The 18,064-nt window shown below is 67.2% G+C and carries 12 protein-coding genes; 6 read left to right on the plus strand and 6 right to left on the minus strand.

Features of this window, described 5'->3' with window-relative positions:
* Positions 1-3: 3 nt before the first annotated feature.
* The 3 genes from uvrA to coaE form a co-directional block, all read right to left on the minus strand.
* Positions 4-2,895, minus strand: a complete 2,892-nt coding sequence (gene uvrA, locus ESP51_RS12355; RefSeq protein WP_129521203.1) for an excinuclease ABC subunit UvrA — start codon at positions 2,893-2,895, stop codon at positions 4-6.
* Positions 2,896-3,023: 128 nt separating this feature from the next.
* The gene (uvrB, locus tag ESP51_RS12360) at positions 3,024-5,090 is read right to left on the minus strand and encodes an excinuclease ABC subunit UvrB (RefSeq protein ID WP_129521204.1); all 2,067 of its coding nucleotides are present in this window, start codon (positions 5,088-5,090) and stop codon (positions 3,024-3,026) included.
* Between the two features lie 10 nt (positions 5,091-5,100).
* Positions 5,101-5,730 carry a dephospho-CoA kinase gene (gene coaE, locus ESP51_RS12365; RefSeq protein ID WP_129521205.1) on the minus strand — a complete coding sequence of 210 codons (630 nt, stop codon included), beginning with the start codon at positions 5,728-5,730 and terminating at the stop codon, positions 5,101-5,103.
* A gap of 52 nt (positions 5,731-5,782) precedes the next feature.
* On the opposite strand from coaE, the gene ESP51_RS12370 reads away from it, so the two are divergent.
* Positions 5,783-6,385, plus strand: a complete 603-nt coding sequence (locus tag ESP51_RS12370; RefSeq protein ID WP_129521206.1) for a DUF4126 domain-containing protein — start codon at positions 5,783-5,785, stop codon at positions 6,383-6,385.
* A gap of 53 nt (positions 6,386-6,438) precedes the next feature.
* Here ESP51_RS12370 and rpsA read toward each other — a convergent pair whose 3' ends face one another.
* Positions 6,439-7,887: a 30S ribosomal protein S1 gene (gene rpsA / locus ESP51_RS12375; RefSeq protein ID WP_129521207.1), complete on the minus strand. Its 1,449-nt coding sequence runs from the start codon at positions 7,885-7,887 to the stop codon at positions 6,439-6,441.
* Positions 7,888-8,223: 336 nt separating this feature from the next.
* Between rpsA and ESP51_RS12380 the strand changes: the two genes are divergently transcribed.
* From ESP51_RS12380 to ESP51_RS12395, 4 genes are all read left to right on the plus strand, one after another.
* On the plus strand, positions 8,224-9,507 hold the full coding sequence (locus tag ESP51_RS12380) for an extracellular solute-binding protein (RefSeq protein WP_164990504.1): 1,284 nt from the start codon (positions 8,224-8,226) through the stop codon (positions 9,505-9,507).
* A gap of 80 nt (positions 9,508-9,587) precedes the next feature.
* A complete protein-coding gene (locus ESP51_RS12385) occupies positions 9,588-10,541 on the plus strand; it encodes a carbohydrate ABC transporter permease (protein ID WP_129521209.1) in 954 nt (317 codons plus the stop codon).
* A complete protein-coding gene (locus tag ESP51_RS12390; RefSeq protein ID WP_129521210.1) occupies positions 10,538-11,356 on the plus strand; it encodes a carbohydrate ABC transporter permease in 819 nt (272 codons plus the stop codon). The genes ESP51_RS12385 and ESP51_RS12390 overlap by 4 nt, the downstream gene beginning before the upstream one ends.
* A 4-nt stretch (positions 11,357-11,360) precedes the next feature.
* Positions 11,361-13,112 carry a hypothetical protein gene (locus ESP51_RS12395; RefSeq protein ID WP_129521211.1) on the plus strand — a complete coding sequence of 584 codons (1,752 nt, stop codon included), beginning with the start codon at positions 11,361-11,363 and terminating at the stop codon, positions 13,110-13,112.
* An 11-nt stretch (positions 13,113-13,123) separates the two neighbouring features.
* On the opposite strand, the gene ESP51_RS12400 is transcribed toward ESP51_RS12395, so the two are convergent.
* On the minus strand, positions 13,124-14,788 hold the full coding sequence (locus ESP51_RS12400; protein ID WP_129521212.1) for a DUF885 domain-containing protein: 1,665 nt from the start codon (positions 14,786-14,788) through the stop codon (positions 13,124-13,126).
* An 89-nt stretch (positions 14,789-14,877) separates the two neighbouring features.
* Entirely contained in the window at positions 14,878-17,574 is a 2,697-nt protein-coding gene (polA, locus tag ESP51_RS12405) for a DNA polymerase I (RefSeq protein WP_129521213.1), read from the minus strand.
* 58 nt (positions 17,575-17,632) lie between these two features.
* On the opposite strand from polA, the gene ESP51_RS12410 reads away from it, so the two are divergent.
* Positions 17,633-18,052: a hotdog fold thioesterase gene (locus ESP51_RS12410; protein ID WP_129521214.1), complete on the plus strand. Its 420-nt coding sequence runs from the start codon at positions 17,633-17,635 to the stop codon at positions 18,050-18,052.
* The last annotated feature ends 12 nt before the right edge of the window (positions 18,053-18,064 follow it).

Genomic DNA, 18,064 nt, shown 5'->3' on the forward strand with positions numbered 1-18,064 from the left:
GCCTCAGCTGGCGACCTCGGCGCGGACGGATGCCGCTCCGAAGATCTCACGCAGGAAATACCCGGTGTGGCTGTCGTGGACCTCCGCGACCTGCTCGGGCGTGCCCGTGGCCACGACCTGCCCTCCGCCGGAGCCTCCCTCAGGCCCGAGATCGATGATCCAGTCGGCCGACTTGATGACGTCGAGGCTGTGCTCGATGACGATGACGGTGTTGCCCTTCTCGACGAGCTTGCCGAGCACCTTGAGCAGCTTCTGCACGTCTTCGAAGTGCAGGCCCGTGGTGGGCTCGTCGAGCACGTACACGCTTCGGCCGTTCGAACGTCGCTGGAGCTCGGTCGCGAGCTTGACGCGCTGCGCCTCGCCGCCCGAGAGGGTCGTGGCGCTCTGGCCGAGTTGCACGTAGCCGAGACCGACGTCGACGAGCGTCTTCAGGTAGCGGTGGATCGCCGAGATCGGCTCGAAGAACTCCGCCGCCTCGCTGATGGGCATCTCGAGCACCTCGGCGATGTTCTTGCTCTTGTAGTGCACCTGCAGCGTCTCGCGGTTGTAGCGCTTGCCGCCGCAGACCTCGCACGCGACATAGACGTCGGGCAGGAAGTTCATCTCGATCTTGATCGTGCCGTCGCCCGAGCACGCCTCGCATCGGCCGCCCTTGACGTTGAAGCTGAAGCGGCCGGGAAGGTAGCCGCGAGCCTTCGCCTCGTTCGTCTCGGAGAAGAGGGTGCGGATCCGGTCGAAGACCCCGGTGTACGTGGCGGGGTTGGAGCGCGGCGTGCGACCGATCGGTGCCTGGTCGACGTGCACCACCTTGTCGAGCTGATCGAGGCCGGTCACGCGGCGGTGCTTGCCGGGCACCTTGCGGGCACCGTTCAAGCGGTTTGCGAGCACACGATAGAGGATGTCGTTCACGAGCGATGACTTGCCGGAACCGCTCACCCCGGTGACGGCGGTGAACGTGCCGAGCGGGAACTCGACGTCGACACCACGGAGGTTGTTCGCCTCCGCGCCCTGCACGTGGATCATCCGCTCGGGATCGATCGGGCGGCGGTGCGAGGGGATGGGGATCTCCTTGCGGCCCGAGAGGTAATCACCGGTAAGCGAGCGCGTGTTCTTCACCAGGTCGGCATAGCTGCCCGAGTGCACGACCGTGCCGCCGTTCACTCCCGCGCCCGGTCCGATGTCGACGATCCAGTCGGCCGTGCGGATGGTGTCTTCGTCGTGCTCGACGACGATGAGGGTGTTGCCGAGGTCGCGCAGTGCGATGAGCGTGTCGATGAGCCGGCGGTTGTCGCGCTGGTGGAGTCCGATGCTCGGCTCGTCGAGCACGTAGAGCACACCGGTCAGGCCTGATCCGATCTGGGTGGCGAGCCGGATACGCTGGGCCTCTCCGCCCGAGAGCGTGCCGGCGGCCCGAGCGAGGTCGAGGTAGCTGAGCCCGACCCGGATGAGGAAGTCGAGGCGCAGCTTGATCTCGCGGAGCACTTGGGCCGCGATGGTCTGCTCGCGCTGCGTCAGGTCGAGGCGGTCCATGAAGGCACGGGCGTCGGTGAGGCTCAGGAGGCACGCGTCGGCGATGCTCATGTCGTGCACGAGTACCGAGAGCACCTCGGGCTTCAGCCGTTTGCCGTCGCACACCTGGCAGGGCACTTCGCGAAGGTACTCGGACCAGCGTGCGCGCTGCGCATCGGTCTCGGCCTGGAGGTACTGGCGCTCGATGTAGGGCACCACGCCCTCGAAACCGGAGCTGTAGCTCATCTCGCGGCCGTAGCGGTTGCGCCAGCGCACCTTGACCTCGAAGTTGTCGCCCCGGAGCACCGCGGCGCGTGCGTCGTCGGCGAGTTCCTCCCACGGGGTGGCGAGTGAGAACCCGAGGTCACGGGAGAGGCCGTCGAGCAGCTTCTCGTAGTAGTTGTACAGGCTCTTGCCCTGTGAGGTCCACGGCAGGATGACGCCCTCGGAGATGCTGAGCGTGGGATCGCCGAGCAGGAGCGACTCGTCGACCGACATGCGTGTGCCGAGGCCCGAGCATTCGGGGCAGGCGCCGAACGGCGCGTTGAAGGAGAACGTGCGCGGTTCGATCTCGGTGAGCTGGATGGGATGTTGGTTGGGGCATGAGAGCTTCTCGGAGAAGGTGCTCCAGGCGGCGGGACCGGTCTCGTCGACGAAGTTCACCTGCACGAGCCCATCGGTGAGGCGCAAGGCCGTCTCGAGCGAATCGGTGAGGCGGCCGATCACGTCGGGACCGGCTACGAGCCGGTCGATCACGACCGAGATGTCGTGCTTGACCTGCTTCTTCAGCGTGGGCGGCTCGGAGAGCCGGATCACGTCGCCGTCGACGACCGCGCGCGAGTAGCCCTGTGCCGCGAGCTCGCGGAAGAGATCGACGAACTCGCCCTTCTTCTGCGAGACGACGGGGCTGACGATCTGGAAGCGCGTGCCCTCTGCCAGTTCCATGAGCTGATCGGCGATCTGCTGTACCGTCTGCCGCTGGATGCGCTCGCCGCACTCCGGACAGTGCGGCACGCCGATACGGGCCCAGAGCAGCCGCATGTAGTCGTAGATCTCGGTGATCGTGCCGACGGTCGACCGCGGGTTTCGGTTGGTCGACTTCTGGTCGATCGACACAGCCGGGCTCAAGCCCTCGATGAAGTCGACGTCGGGGCGGTCGACCTGGCCGAGGAACTGGCGTGCATAGGCCGACAACGACTCGACGTACCGGCGCTGCCCTTCGGCGAAGATCGTGTCGAAGGCGAGCGACGACTTGCCGGACCCCGACAGCCCGGTGAAGACGACCATCGCGTCGCGCGGGATCTCCACATCGACATTCTGCAGATTGTGCACGCGGGCACCGCGAACACTCAGGTGCGAATGGGCATCGAGACGTGAGACTGGCACCTTATGAGTCTAGAGAAGCCCACTGACACCCCCACCCGGAGAGCGCGTGCTGTCAGCGAACATACGTTCGATTCTTTGATCGCCCGCCGCGCCCGCGATCGATCGACCGCGCGGCTTCTGCGGATCGGTCAGCCGAGGTGCCCGGCCTTCTCCATCTGGCGAAGCTCGCGCTTCAGGTCGGAGACCTCGTCGCGCAACCGTGCGGCGAGCTCGAATTTCAGTTCACCCGCAGCCTGGAGCATCTGCTCGTTGAGGTCGCGGATGAGCTCTTCGAGGTCGTTGGCCCCTGCCGCCGCGATGCCCTCACGACGGAGGTTCGGCACGGGAGCCTTGCGCTTCGCGTCACGACCGGCGAGGAGCGCCGCGGTGTCGGCCTCTTCGCGAGCGAGCACTTGCGTGATGTCGGCGATGCGCTTGCGCAGAGGTTGCGGATCGATGCCGTTGGCGCGGTTGTACTCGAGCTGCCGGTCGCGGCGGCGAGTGGTCTCGTCGATCGCGGACTTCATCGAGTCGGTGAGCACGTCGGCGTACATGTGGACTTCGCCGGAGACGTTTCGAGCCGCGCGACCGATCGTCTGGATGAGCGACGTCGACGAGCGGAGGAACCCTTCCTTGTCGGCATCGAGGATCGCGACGAGCGAGACCTCGGGCAGGTCGAGCCCCTCGCGCAGCAGGTTGATGCCGACGAGCACGTCGTAGACACCCGCACGGAGCTCGGTGAGCAGCTCGACCCGGCGCAGGGTGTCGACGTCGGAGTGCAGGTATCGCACGCGGACCCCCGCCTCGGTGAGGAAGTCGGTGAGCTCTTCGGCCATCTTCTTCGTGAGCGTCGTGACGAGCACTCGCTCGTCGCGGCCGGCGCGAAGCCGGATCTCCTCGAGCAGATCGTCGATCTGACCCTTCGACGGCTTCACGACGATCTGTGGGTCGACGAGCCCGGTCGGGCGGATGATCTGCTCGACGATCCCGTCGGCGATGCCCATTTCGTATCGGCCGGGGGTCGCCGAGAGGTAGACCGTCTGCCCGACACGCGCCTTGAACTCGTCCCACTTCAGCGGCCGGTTGTCGAGCGCGCTCGGCAACCGGAAGCCGTGCTCCACGAGGGTGCGCTTGCGTGACGAGTCTCCTTCGTACATCGCGCCGATCTGCGGCACGGTCACGTGCGACTCGTCGATGACGACGAGGAAATCGTCGGGGAAGTAGTCGAGCAGGCAGTGCGGCGCCTCACCGGCGGCCCGGCCGTCGATGTGCCGCGAGTAGTTCTCGATGCCCGAGCAGAACCCGATCTGCTCCATCATCTCGAGATCGAACGTCGTGCGCATGCGAAGGCGTTGCGCCTCGAGGAGCTTGCCCTCGCGCTCGAGCTCGGCGAGGCGCTCCTCGAGCTCGAGGCGAATCGTGCCGATCGCACGCTGCATCACGTCGGTGCTCGCGACGTAGTGCGAACCGGGGAAGACCGGCACGGCATCGAGCTTGGCCACCACCTCGCCCGTGAGCGGATGCAGGCTGTAGAGCGCCTCGATCTCGTCGCCGAACATCTCGATGCGGATCGCGAGCTCTTCGTAGATCGGGATGATCTCGATCGTGTCGCCGCGCACCCGGAAGTTGCCCCTCGAGAAGTCGACGTCGTTGCGCTGGTACTGCATCGAGACGAACTTGCGGATCAGCCAGTCGCGATCGACGCGTTGGCCGACCGTCAACGGCATCATGGCGCCGAGGTACTCCTCGGGCGTACCGAGTCCGTAGATGCACGAGACGCTCGAGACCACGACGACGTCGCGCCGGCTGAGCAGGGAATTCGTCGTCGAGTGACGCAACCGCTCGACCTCGGCGTTGATCGACGAGTCCTTCTCGATGAAGGTGTCGGTCTGCGGCACGTAGGCCTCAGGCTGGTAGTAGTCGTAGTACGAGACGAAGTACTCGATGGCGTTGTTGGGCATGAGCTCGCGGAACTCGGTGGCGAGCTGTGCGGCGAGCGTCTTGTTGTGCGCGAGCACGAGTGTTGGCCGCTGCACCTGCTCGATGAGCCAGGCAGTGGTCGCGGACTTGCCGGTGCCGGTCGCGCCGAGCAGCACGACATCGGTCTCACCCGCGTTGATGCGCCCCGCGAGTTCGGCGATCGCAGCGGGCTGGTCGCCGCTCGGGCGATAGTCGCTGACGACCTCGAACGGACGAACGGATCGGGTGGCCTGCATGCTCCCCAGTCTAGGATCGCCCGCCGACACTGCGGCCGGCCTGCTCCTCCTCGATGCGATGCCAGAGGGCGTCGGTCTGGCTCATGGTGTGCGCGAGCGTGCCGTCGGTGTCGATGACGACGTCGGCGATCGCCAACCGCGCGGCATTGTCGGCCTGCGCGTCGACACGCGCCTCCGCCTGGATCGGATCGAACCCGCGCTCCTCGACGAGGCGCTTGACCTGCGTGCGGCGCGGTGCACTTGTGACGACCACGAGATCGAAGGGGTGATCGACGGATGCCTCGACGAGCAGCGGCACGTCGTACACGACGACCGCGTCGGGGTCTTCCTGCTCCGCCTTCGCGATCAGCCGGCTCGACAGCTCCCGCACCGCAGGATGCACGATGGCGTTGAGCCGGGCCCGGGCCTCCTCGTCGCCGAACACGAGCTCACCGAGCTTCGCCCGATCGAGCGAGCCGTCGTGGCGGAGGACGCCGGGGCCGAACTCCTCGGCGATCGCCGCGAGCGCCGGCTTGCCCGGCTCCACGACGCGACGCGCGAGGTCGTCGGCATCGATATGCACTGCTCCGTGCTCGTAGAGCCTTCTCGCGACGGTGGACTTTCCAGAGGCGATTCCGCCTGTGAGACCGATCAGATACACGCATCCACTCTAATCGTGCGACACTCGACGCGAAGACCGAGAAGGGGCGCGCATGCTCGAGTTGCTGACCGGAACAGGGCTCGCACTCGCGGCCGGTCTGAACGCGTGGATACCCCTCGTGGTCATCGGCGCACTCGACCGCTTCACGGGGCTCATCGACCTGCCGCCCGGCTGGGCGTGGCTCTCGAACGAGTGGGTGCTCGCGATCCTCGTCGTGCTCCTCGTCGTCGAGTTCATCGCCGACAAGATCCCGGGCTTCGACTCCGTGAACGACATCGTGCAGACCATCGTGAGGCCCACGGCGGGCGGGCTCGCGTTCGGCTCGGGAGTGAGCGCCACGACGTCCGCAGTGACCGATCCCGAGGCCTTCGTCGCCTCACAGGACTGGGTGCCCGTGGCGATCGGCGTCGTGCTCGCGCTCCTCGTCCACCTCGCCAAGGCGGTCGCTCGCCCGGTCATCAATACCGCGACCGCGGGCGTCGGCGCGCCCGTCGCAAGTGCCGCGGAGGACGTCGGCAGCTTCGCCCTCGCCTTCGCGGCCCTCCTCGCCCCGCTGCTCGTCGTGGTCGGCATCGTGCTCATCGTGACCATGGTGGTCGTGCTCGTGCGCCGCCGGCGGAACCGGCGCTCGCGACATCCGCAGACCGCTGCCTGAAACGGCGGAAGGCCGGCCCCCGAGGGGACCGGCCTTCCGTTCGTCGCGAACGACTAGTTGTTGCTCGAGAGCTTCTCGCGAAGCGCTGCGAGCGACGCGTCGTCGGCGAGGGTTCCCGCGCCGGCGGCATCGCTCGAGTACGAAGCAGCACCGGCGAACGTCTCGTCGGTGGCCGCGACGGTGTTCGCCTGCGCGACCTGCTTCTTGTGCGCCTCCCAACGAGCCTGGGCGGCAGCGTAGTCCTGCTCCCACTTCTCGCGCTGGGTTTCGAAGCCCTCGCGCCACTCGTTGGTCTCGGGGTCGAAGCCCTCGGGGTACTTGTAGTTGCCCTGCTCGTCGTACTCGGTGAGCATGCCGTAGAGGGCCGGGTCGAACTCGGTGCCCTCGGGGTCGACACCCTCGTTGGCCTGCTTGAGGCTCAGCGAGATGCGGCGACGCTCGAGATCGATGTCGATGACCTTGACGAAGACCTCTTCACCGACGGACACGACCTGCTCTGCGAGCTCGACGTGCTTGCCGGAGAGCTCGGAGATGTGGACGAGACCTTCGATGCCGTCGGCCACGCGAACGAACGCACCGAACGGCACGAGCTTCGTGACCTTGCCCGGCGCGACCTGACCGATCGCGTGGGTACGGGCGAAGACCTGCCACGGGTCCTCCTGCGTCGCCTTGAGCGAGAGCGAGACGCGCTCGCGGTCGAGCTCGACGGAGAGCACCTCGACGGTGACCTCCTGGCCGACCTCGACGACCTCGCTGGCGTGCTCGATGTGCTTCCACGACAGCTCGGAGACGTGCACGAGGCCGTCGACCCCGCCGAGGTCGACGAACGCGCCGAAGTTGACGATCGAGGAGATGACGCCCTTGCGGATCTGGCCCGGGTGCAGGTTCGCGAGGAACGTCGAACGCGACTCCGACTGCGTCTGCTCGAGGAGCGCACGGCGCGAGAGCACGACGTTGTTGCGGTTCTTGTCGAGTTCGAGGATCTTGGCTTCGATCTCCTGGCCGAGGTACGGCGTGAGGTCGCGCACGCGGCGCAGCTCGATGAGCGAGGCCGGGAGGAAGCCGCGAAGGCCGATGTCGACGATCAGGCCGCCCTTGACGACCTCGATGACCGAACCGGTCACGACGCCATCGGCTTCCTTGATCTTCTCCACGTCGCCCCACGCACGCTCGTACTGAGCGCGCTTCTTCGACAGGATGAGGCGGCCTTCTTTGTCTTCCTTCTGAAGGACGAGCGCCTCGACGGTGTCGCCGACGTTGACGACCTCCGTGGGATCGACGTCGTGCTTGATGGAAAGCTCACGGGAGGGGATCACACCCTCGGTCTTGTATCCGACGTCGAGGAGCACCTCGTCGCGGTCGATCTTCACGACGGTACCCTCGATGAGGTCGCCGTCGTTGAAGAACTTCAAAGTCTTCTCGACCGCGGCGAGGAAATCGTCAGCAGATCCGATGTCGTTGATCGCGACCTGCTTGGGTGCCTTGGTCGTTGCGGTTGTCATGTAGTGAATGCTCCGTATTGGACAATATCGGGCCCGTCGCAGAGGTAGAGCGTGTTGTTGGTTCCGCGATGGGCATGCGGACAGGGATGTCACACGAGTGACGATCCATCCTAACGGAATCCGGGCGCGGGCGGCAACCGAGCACGATCGCGTCCGCCAAAGGACGCTGCACCCCCGGCCGCAACCGTGCCGTGGTGGACATTTGTCCGGACTTTGTAAGTTTATCTTGACAAAGTATGAGCCAACCTGAAAGCGTTTTCCCGAACTGCCGGTGCGCACAGCGACGGCGAGAATCACATGGACGCTCAGGGACGAGCGATCACGAAGGAGGCAATGATGCGATCCCAACAGAGACGGCGCAGCGGTGCGGTGGGCGTCCTCGCGGCAGCAGCGACGCTCGCGCTCATGACGGCCTGCGCCGGCGGCCCGGCTGCCGAGGAAGAGGCCCCGGATGAACCGCTGCAGTTCTTCCTCTCCGGCGACGCGAACCAGGGCGGCGGCTTCGCCCACATGGCGGAGCTCTACGAGGAGGAGACCGGCGTCGAGGTCGAGATCGTCGACATCGCCAACGAGGATCTGCCCACGAAGCTCAAGAACGCCGCGCAGGCGAACGACCTGCCGGCCCTCGCCCGCGTCGGAGGCATCGACCCGGTGTGGAAGGACCTGACGGTAGATCTCGCGAGCGTCACCGAGGGCAGCGACATCCGCACCGACCTCGCCGCCGTCGACGAGGACGGCAAGGTGCTCTCGGTGCCCACCGACATCACGGCGGTCGGCCTCTTCATCAACAAGACGCTCTTCGACCAGGCTGGCGTCGCCTACCCGACGAGCCCCGACGACATCTGGACCTGGGACGAGTACGTCGCCGCCGTGAAGCAGGTCCAGGCGAACACCGGTGCGACGTATGGAATGGTCATGGACCGTTCGTCCCACCGCCTCAAGGCGTTCCTCTACGAATTCGGGTCTGACTACTTCCAGCCGGACGAGGACGGACAGTTCGAGACGAACGGCGCCACCAAGGAGGCGCTGGAGTACTTCGCCTCACTCAACGACGACTCGTTCATGCCCCGGTCGGTCTGGTTGTCCGACGGCGATCCGAACGGCCTCTTCAAGAGCGGCGACGTCGTGGCGTACATGTCGGGGTCGTGGCAGATCGCCGACTTCGCGGTCAACATCGCCGACTTCGAGTGGGAGTCCGTGCGCATGCCGAAGCAGCCCGTCCGTTCGACGAACTACGGCAACGCCGCGAACATCGTCGTCTTCGAGGGCAGCGGCCAGGAGGATGCAGCGCTCGCCTTCGTCGAGTGGCTGTACGAGCCCGAGAACTACCGCGAGCTGGCCGAGACATCAGGCTTCCTCCCGGTGATCGACGGCCTCGAGGTCACCTACTCGAGCAACGCCGAGGACTTCGAGCTCTACAACGAGGAGATCGCCGCCTCCGACCCGATCGCCGCGAAGATCAAGAAGAACGATCTCGCGTACGAGGTGCTCGGCGTCACCACCGAGGGTGACCCCGTGCGCGACGAGACGGTCAAGTACCTCAACGGCGAGCAAGACGTCGACACCACGATCCAGAACATCCTCGACCAGCTCTCCGACCAGCTCGGCGCACTGCCGTGAGCGAGTGTGGCCGCCCGGAGCTCTCACGCCGGGCGGCCACACCGCCGCACCGCACCGATCGACTCGACCCGGGAGACAGCATGAGCGTCAGAACGCTGACGACGCCGACCACGGCAGATCCGACCGCACCGATACCCCGCGCGGGCCGAACACGGAAGCGTCGAACATCGACGACCCACGTGCTGGCGCCGCTCGTGTTCATCTCCGTCGCCGTCGTGCTCTTCCTGCTGTTCTTCGTGTGGCCCGGAGCCCTCGGGCTCTTGTACTCCTTCACCGACTACAGCGGTGTGGGAGACCTCGATTTCATCGGACTCGACAACTACGTCGACCTCTTCGCCGACGATGCGTTCTACGCGTCGCTGGCGCGAACCTTCCTCTACACCGCGCTCTCGGTTCCGCTGCACTACGTGGTCTCGCTGGGGATCGCGATGCTCCTGGCCAGCTCGCTCGCGAAGGGGAAATCCTCCGCACGCGTGATCTTCTTCCTCCCGTGGCTGATCTCGCCGATCGTCGCCGGCGTGATCTGGCGGTGGCTGTTCGGCGAGAACTTCGGGTTCGTCAACTTCGTCATCACCCTCCTCGGCGGCGACGGACTGCACTGGCAGACCGACGCGTCACTGGCACTCGCCCTCATCCTCATCGTGAGCACGTGGGCAACCACCGCGTTCAACATGTTGCTGTTCATCGCCGCCATCCGGAACATTCCGAAGTCCTACCTCGAGGCGGCTGAGATCGACGGCGCCAACGCCTGGGTTCGCTTCCGTCGCATCACCCTGCCCCTGCTCGCCCCCACGTCGTTCATGGTGATCCTGCTGACCACGATCGGTTCCATGAAGGAATTCGCGATGGTGCAGGCCCTCAACGGCGGCGGCCCCGGCACGCAGAACATGTTCATCGTCCAGTACATCTACCGCACCGGGTTCGAGCGGGCCGACATCGGATACGCGAGCGCCGCGTCGATGGTGCTCATGGCGATCCTGGTGCTCATCGCGCTCGTCCAGATGCAATTCGACCGGAAGCGGGACCTCGCATGAAGACGTTCCGTGCCGCCCCGAGCACGATCATCCTCTGGGTCCTCGCCGCCCTATATCTGTTCCCGACGGCGTGGTTCCTGCTCAGCTCGTTGAAGCCCGGGTCCGAGCTCTTCAGCCTGCCGCTGACGATCCTGCCGCGCGATTGGACGGTCGCGGGATTCGTGACCGCGTGGAACCGTTTCGACTTCCAGCAGTACTTCATCAACACCACGGTCGTGGCAGTGGTCACCACGGCCCTCACCGTCATCGTGAGTGCGATGACGGGGTATGCCTTCGCGAAGTACACATCGTGGTGGCTGCGTGGCTTCTTCATCTGCATCCTCGCCACGACGATGCTGCCGACCGAGGTCATCATGCCGAGCTCGTTCGCGGTGGTCCGCGATCTCGGGCTGTACGACACGCTCGCGGGCATCATCGTGCCGTCGATCATCACCGCGACCGGCATCTTCATGTTCCGCCAGTACTTCTCCACCATCCCCGACGAACTGATGGAGGCAGCGCGTATCGACGGGGTCGGCGAGTTCCGCCTGTTCCTCAAGATCATGCTGCCGCTCGCCAAGCCGATCGCCGTCGTGCTCGCGATCTTCTCCTTCCAATGGCGCTGGAACGACTACATCTGGCCGCTCCTGATCCTGCGCGACCCCGAGCGCTACACCCTCCAGGTCGCACTGCGCAGCATTGTCGGCGCTGACAACATCGACTGGTCGGTGCTGCTGGCGGCATCCGTCATCTCGCTCGTGCCGATGGTGGTGCTGTTCGCGATCTTCCAGCGCCAGATCCTGAGTGCCGACATCAACTCCGGGCTCAAGGACTGACCGCGTGACCGGCGCCGCGACCCCGAGCGACGCGGGCCTCCCGCAGCTGGCGGCGGATGCCCGTGCACATGTTGCGGCGCTGCTCACCGAGGGCGACGAGGCCGACGAGCAACGGCGCCGTGGTCACCGCGGCCTCATGGCCATGGTGAAGGCCGCCGTCGTGTCGGGAGTGCATTCCGCCGCACCCACCCCGTCGGAGGTGACCGGTGCCGCCCGCTGGCTGAGCGAGCTGGAGGAGCTGCAGACGGCGACGGGGCTGTTCTCCTCCGGCGACAACCTCGCTTCGCCGCCCGACTCGGCCTTCACGATCACCGACGCCGCCCTCGTGCTGCGCGTGCTCCGCACGGCGGGTCCCGGAGCCTGGCCTGACGACCTCGGCGAACGACTCGAGCGGATGCTGCGCCGCGCGATGCCCGCGCTGATCGTGGGCGGCGTGCACACACCGAACCATCGGTGGGAACTCGCTGGCGCCCTCGCAGGAGCCGGCGAGCTCTTGGGGGCGGGTATCGGGGAGCAGGCGATCGAACGAGCCCAAGAGTGGCTCGCCGAGGGGGTCGACATCGACGCCGACGGACTTTACTCCGAGCGCAGCGCGATCTACGCGGCGCACGTGTCGAACCCATCGCTCCTCGCCCTCGCCGACGTGCTCGGCCGCAGCGACCTGCTCGAGCTCGTGCATCGCAACCTGCATGCCCAGCTCGATCTCACCGCGCCGGGCGGCGAGGTCGAAACCGTGCATTCGCGCCGCCAGGACCAGAAATACGGGGTCTTCCCGCTCGGATCGTTCGCGGGGCAGTTCGCTCGCTTCGCGGTGTCGTGTGCGCGGTGCCGCGCGGCGACGGCGTGGGCGCTCACCCTGCCCGGAGTCGACCCCGTCGACGTGCTCGCTCACGCGATGCTCGACGACGAGGTGGGCGCCGGGCTCCTGGCCGCCGCTTCCGAGAAGGGCGGGCCGGGGCGGGCCGCGGAAATCGCTCGAGCCGTCGGCGAGTCGACGGCGACCGTGCGCTGGTTCGGCGGCGTTCGGCTGCTTCGCCGCACCCGTGGGCGTGACTGGGCCACCGTCTACGGCGGGTCTGACGTGCCCGTCGCACGGCGGATCGCCTCGGGCCTCGCGTGCAATCCGACCTTCCTGCGGCTCGCGCTCGGGCGCGTGGAGGTCTCGTCGGTGCGCCTCAGTCGTGATTTCTTCGGTCTCGGACCGTTCCGCGCGGCATCCGTCGAGTACGACTCGATCTACCCCGACCGGCTCGTGATGCGCGAGGAGCTCGCCGCGGGCTACTACCAGCCCCTGCCGGAGCAGCTCCGACAGTCGAACGGCGCCTATCCGCTCGAATTCGAGGGACGCTTCGCAGCGGCGATGGCGTTCGGCGAGCGGTCGGTGGACCTCCTCCCCCTGCGCACCTCGGTGACGGTGGAGCTCACCGACGAGGGCGCCGAGCTCACGGTCACGACCGACGGCCCGGTGGCGGCGCATGCGCTCGAGATCGGGCTCCGTGATGTTCCGGATGTCGCCGGCGCAGCACCGCTCGGCGACGGGCGCTTCCACCTCGGCGACGACGAGGCCACCGTGACGGTCGCAGGAGCCACCTTGCGGGTCGACCTCGACGGAGCCACGGGCACTGCGCCCGCTCCGCACTACCACCCCGGCGAGGCGTACTCCTTCCTCGACGGCACCGATGCGGTCGGCGGCACTCGCCTGTATGCGACGTGGAACTCGCCCGGAAGCGTCACGGTGCGGCTCCGCCGCGCCTGAGCCCGTCGGGCTCAGCCGAGGAGCGCCGTGCGGAGCGTGTCGAGGCCGACGCCGCCGAGGTCGAGCGCGCGCCGGTGGAACTCGCGAATGTCGAACGCGGCGCCCTCACGGCGCTTCACCTCATCGCGGAGCTGCTCCCAGATGCGCTGGCCGACCTTGTACGACGGCGCCTGCCCGGGCCAGCCGAGGTAACGGTTCACCTCGAATCGCACGAATCCCTCGTTCATGTTGACGTTCTGGCGGAGGAACTCGAGTGCGTACTCCCCCGTCCACACACCCTCGCCGTCGGGGCGCTGCTTGCCGAGGTGCACGCCGATGTCGAGCGCGACGCGAGCTGCACGCATGCGCTGGCCGTCGAGCATGCCGAGCCGGTCGGCGGGGTCGTCGAGGTAGCCCAGGCCCTCCATGAGCCGCTCGGCGTAGAGCGCCCAGCCCTCGGCGTGACCCGATGTGCCCGCGAGCTGCCGGCGCCAGGTGTTGAGCTTGCCGCGATTCACGACCGCCTGGCCGATCTGCAGGTGATGGCCGGGCACGCCCTCGTGGTAGACCGTCGTGAGCTCGCGCCAGGTGTCGAACTCGGTGACGCCCTCGGGCACCGACCACCACATGCGGCCGGCCCGACTGAAGTCGTCGGTCGGCGCCGTGTAGTAGATGCCGCCCTCTTGCGTCGGCGCGATCATGCACTCGAGGGTGCGGATGTCGGCGGGAATGTCGAACTGCGTGGCGCCCAGTTCGGCGACGGCCCGGTCGCTCGTCTCCTGCATCCAGCGTTGCAGCGCTTCGGTGCCGTGGAGCTTTCGGCTCGGGTCGCCGTCGAGGAAGGCGATGGCCTCGGCGACGGATGCCCCGGGCACGATCTCGCGCGCAATGGACTCCTGCTCGTCGACCATTCGGGCGAGCTCCTCGATGCCCCACTCGTAGGTCTCGTCGAGGTCGATCACGGCGCCGAGGAAGCGGCGCGACTGGAGGGCGTAGATCTCACGGCCGACGGCATCGTGCTCGCCTGCGACCGGAAGGAGCTCCTGCTCCAGGAAGGCGGCGAGCCGGGCGTAGGCGCTTCCCGCTTCGGCGGCACGACCGGCGAGGTCGGCGCGCAGCGTTGCGGGGAGCTCGGCCGGCGCTCCCCCGGTGAACTCGGCGAAGAACCCGTCGTTTCGCTCGAGCTTGTGGGCTTGCGCCGCGACCTCGCGCACCTGCCGCGCCGCGGGGACGATTCCTCGTTCGATGCCGAGCTTGAGCGTCTCGATGTAGCCGTCGAGTGCACCGGGCAGGGCGGCCAGGCGAGTGGAGATCGTCGACCAGTCGTCGAGGTCGTCGGTCGACATCAGGTCGAAGACCTCACGGATCTCCTGCGCCGGGCTCGCGATGACGTTGAGGTCGCGCAACGGCAGGCCCGCTTCGTGCGCCTCGAGGTCGAGGGTGAGCTCGCTGCGCAGGTCGGCGAGGGTGACGACGTCGATCTCGTCGACCGCCGTCGCGGCATCGAGCTGCGCGAGCGTGCCACGAACCGCCTCGGCCGAGCGCTCGAGGCCATCGGGCGAGTAGTCGCCGAAGCGCGAGTCGGCCTCGGGACGACCGATGTAGGTGCCGAGTGTGGGGCTCAACTCGACGAGGGCGTCGACCCACTCCTCGGCGATGCGGTCGATATCGGTCGGAATTCGTTCGCTCGCTGCCATGGAGCGAGCCTATGACACTCCTCCGACGCTCGCGCGGCACGATCGGACACCGGCACGACGACGGATGCCTCGGCGTGCATGTGTTCGGCTCAGTGCGCCGCGTCGTCCCAGTTCGCGCCCCGGCCGATCTGCACGTCGAGGGGAACGAGGAGTTCGGCGGCGTTGGACATCCGATCGCGCACGACCTCCTCGAGCGCTTCGGACTCACCCGGCGCGACCTCGAAGACGAGCTCGTCGTGCACCTGCATGAGCATGCGGCTGCCGAGCCCTCGCGCGGCGATGTCGGCTTCGACACGCGACATCGCGATCTTGATGATGTCGGCGGCGGACCCCTGGATCGGCGAGTTGAGCGCAGCACGCTCGGCGTTCTCGCGGTGGACGCGGTTCGGGCTCGCGAGGTCGGGGAACGCGCGACGCCGGCCGAAGATGGTCTCGGTGTATCCGTCGATCTTCGCTTGCTCGACGACGCCGCGGAGGTAGCCGCGCACGGCGCCGAAGCGCTCGAAGTACTCCTTCATGAGCTGCGTCGCCTCTGCCCGGTCGATGCGGAGCTGCTTCGAGAGGCCGAACGCGCTGAGCCCGTAGGCGAGGCCGTACGACATCGCCTTCACCTTCGTGCGCATGAGCGGGGTCACGTCAGCCGGATCGACCGAGAACACCCGGGCACCGACGAATCGGTGCAGATCTTCGCCGGCGTTGAATGCCTCGATGAGCCCCGGGTCGCCGGAGAGATGCGCCATGATGCGCATCTCGATCTGCGAGTAGTCGGCCGTGAGGAGCTCGGTGTACTCGGGGCCGTGCCGGAACGCCTTGCGGATGCGGCGGCCCTCTTCAGTTCGGATGGGGATGTTCTGCAGGTTCGGGTCGTTCGAGGACATGCGGCCGGTGGCCGCACCGATCTGCCAGTAGGTCGTGTGGATGCGACCGTCGCCGGCGATCGCCTTGTCGAGCGACTCGACGATCTGGCGGAGCTTGGTCGCGTCGCGGTGCTCGAGCAGGTAGCCGAGGAACGGGTGCGGGTTCGACTCCTGCAGGTCGGCGAGTGCGCTCGCGTCGGTCGTGTAGCCGGTCTTCGTCGCGCGGGTCTTCGGCATTCCGAGCTGGTCGAAGAGCACCTCCTGCAATTGCTTCGGGGAGCCGAGGTTGACCTCGCGGCCGATCTCGGCGAACGCCGCCTCGGCCAGCCCCGCGGCTCGCTCGGCGAGCTGGCTGGAGAGCGCGGCAAGTTCAGGATGATCGACCGTGACCCCGCGGAGCTCCATCGCCGCGAGCACGGGCACGAGGGGCATCTCGACCTCGGCGAGGAGACGGCGGGAGCTCTCGGACAGCGAGCGCAGCACCACGGGCGCGAGCCGCAACGTGTACCAGGCGTACTCGGGAGCGCCTGCGTCGGTGCCCTCTTCGGGCAGCAACTGGCTCGGATCGGCTTGCGGAACGGTCTCGCCGAGGTACTGCGACACGAGGTCGGCGAGCGTCTTCTCGGCGAGGATCGGGCGCACGAGCCATCCGGCCACAAGCGTATCGACGACGAGTCCGTCGAACGCGAGCCCCGACCGGGTGAGCGCCTTCAACTGCGTCTTCGCATCGGTCATGATCTTGGGCGAATCGCTCGCGAGCCACGTCTCGAACGCGGCGTAGTCGGCCCGCCCCGGCTGCCAGTGCAGGTGCACCGTCTCGTCGGAGGTCGCGATGCCGGCGCCGATGACCTTGCCGTCGACGATCTCGAGACTGAGCCCGAGACCCGCGGGCTCGGCCGCGACTGCACGCTCGAGCCACAGCGCAAGCTCCTCGTCGAGCAGGAGACGAGTGGTGGGGGCAGATGGCGCTGCCACCACTTCGGCGACGGCCTCGATGGCCTCGACCTCGGCCGGCGCTGAGATGCCGCCGTTGCCGTTCGCCGCGGCGATCTTCATGACGCGTTCGAGCAGTGTTCTGAACTCGAGGCGGCCGAAGAGCTCGCGCACGGCGTCTTCGTCGATCGGCTGGGTGGCGAACTCGTCGATCGAGACGTCGAGCGGCACATCGGTGACGAGCTTGTTGAGCCGCCGGTTGCGGATCGCGTTCTCCTTCTCGTCGCGGAGGTTCTGCCCGACGACGCCCTTGATCTCGTCGGCGTGCGCCAGGATGCCGTCGAGGTCGCCGTAGAGGCCGAGCCACTTGACGGCGGTCTTCTCGCCCACCTTCGTGATGCCGATGAGGTTGTCGCTCGACTCGCCGACGAGCGCCGCGACGTCGGGATACTGCTCGGGACGGATGCCGTAGCGCTCGATGACCGCGGCGGTGTCGTAGCGCTTCAGCTGCGAGACTCCCTGGGTGTTCGGGTACAGCAGCGTGACGTCGTCGTTGACGAGCTGGATGGTGTCGCGGTCGCCCGAGACGAGCAGCACACGGTAGCCCTCGGCCACGCCGCGCGCGGCGAGCGTCGCGAGGATGTCGTCGGCCTCGAAGTCCTCCTTCTCGATCGTGCGCACGCGCATCGCCTTCAGTGCGTCTTGCAGCAGAGGCACCTGCCCCTTGAACTCGGGCGGCGTCTCGCTGCGGGTGCCCTTGTACTCGGCGTAGTCGCGGTTGCGGAACGAGAACCGCGAGATGTCGAACGCGACCGCGAGGTGCGTGGGCTTCTCGTTCTGCAGCAGCAGGAGGAGCATCGAGAGGAACCCGTGAATGGCATTCGTGTGCTGTCCGTCACGGGTCTGGAAGCTGTCGACCGGGAGGGCGTAGAACGCCCGGAACGCCAACGAATGGCCGTCGATCACGAGGAGGGTAGGCTTTTCTGCGTCCGACACCCCCCAAGCCTACAAGCGACCGACGACACGGTTCGCCGGCTCGATCTCGAAGGCGAGTATGACGCAGACGACCGATCCCATCGACTACCTCCAGGCCCGGGGAATCGGCGCGCTGGCCGACAAGATGGGCATCGAATTCCTCGAATTCTCGGTCGAGCGCTCGGTCGCGAAGATGCCGGTCGAGGGCAACACGCAGCCCGCAATGCTCCTGCACGGCGGGGCGTATGTCGTGCTCGGCGAATCGCTCGGTTCGATGGCCGCGAACCTCTGGGCCGGCGAGGGCCGGCTCGCGGTGGGCATCGAGATCAACGCGACGCACACGCGCTCGGCCTCGAGTGGCTGGGTCACGGCCGTCTGCACGCCGATCCACCTCGGCCGCACGCTCACGACGCACGAGATCGCGGTGACCGACGACCAGGGCCGACGGTGTTCGACGATCCGCATCACGAACCTGATCCGGGACCTGAAGCAGGCCTAGCCCCCAGACGAC

Origin of the sequence: Agromyces albus (assembly GCF_004134825.1) — a bacterium.
In the GTDB taxonomy this organism is placed as follows: Bacteria; Actinomycetota; Actinomycetes; order Actinomycetales; family Microbacteriaceae; genus Agromyces; species Agromyces albus.

What these genes read in the sequence shown, in the direction of transcription:
- ESP51_RS12400 (WP_129521212.1), bottom strand. Translation starts at nt 14,788, where the DNA reads ATGGCAGCGAGCGAACGAATTCCGACCGATATCGACCGCATCGCCGAG.
- ESP51_RS12380 (WP_164990504.1), top strand. Translation starts at nt 8,224, where the DNA reads ATGCGATCCCAACAGAGACGGCGCAGCGGTGCGGTGGGCGTCCTCGCG.
- ESP51_RS12410 (WP_129521214.1), top strand. Translation starts at nt 17,633, where the DNA reads ATGACGCAGACGACCGATCCCATCGACTACCTCCAGGCCCGGGGAATC.
- ESP51_RS12390 (WP_129521210.1), top strand. Translation starts at nt 10,538, where the DNA reads ATGAAGACGTTCCGTGCCGCCCCGAGCACGATCATCCTCTGGGTCCTC.
- uvrB (WP_129521204.1), bottom strand. Translation starts at nt 5,090, where the DNA reads ATGCAGGCCACCCGATCCGTTCGTCCGTTCGAGGTCGTCAGCGACTAT.
- rpsA (WP_129521207.1), bottom strand. Translation starts at nt 7,887, where the DNA reads ATGACAACCGCAACGACCAAGGCACCCAAGCAGGTCGCGATCAACGAC.
- ESP51_RS12385 (WP_129521209.1), top strand. Translation starts at nt 9,588, where the DNA reads ATGAGCGTCAGAACGCTGACGACGCCGACCACGGCAGATCCGACCGCA.
- ESP51_RS12370 (WP_129521206.1), top strand. Translation starts at nt 5,783, where the DNA reads ATGCTCGAGTTGCTGACCGGAACAGGGCTCGCACTCGCGGCCGGTCTG.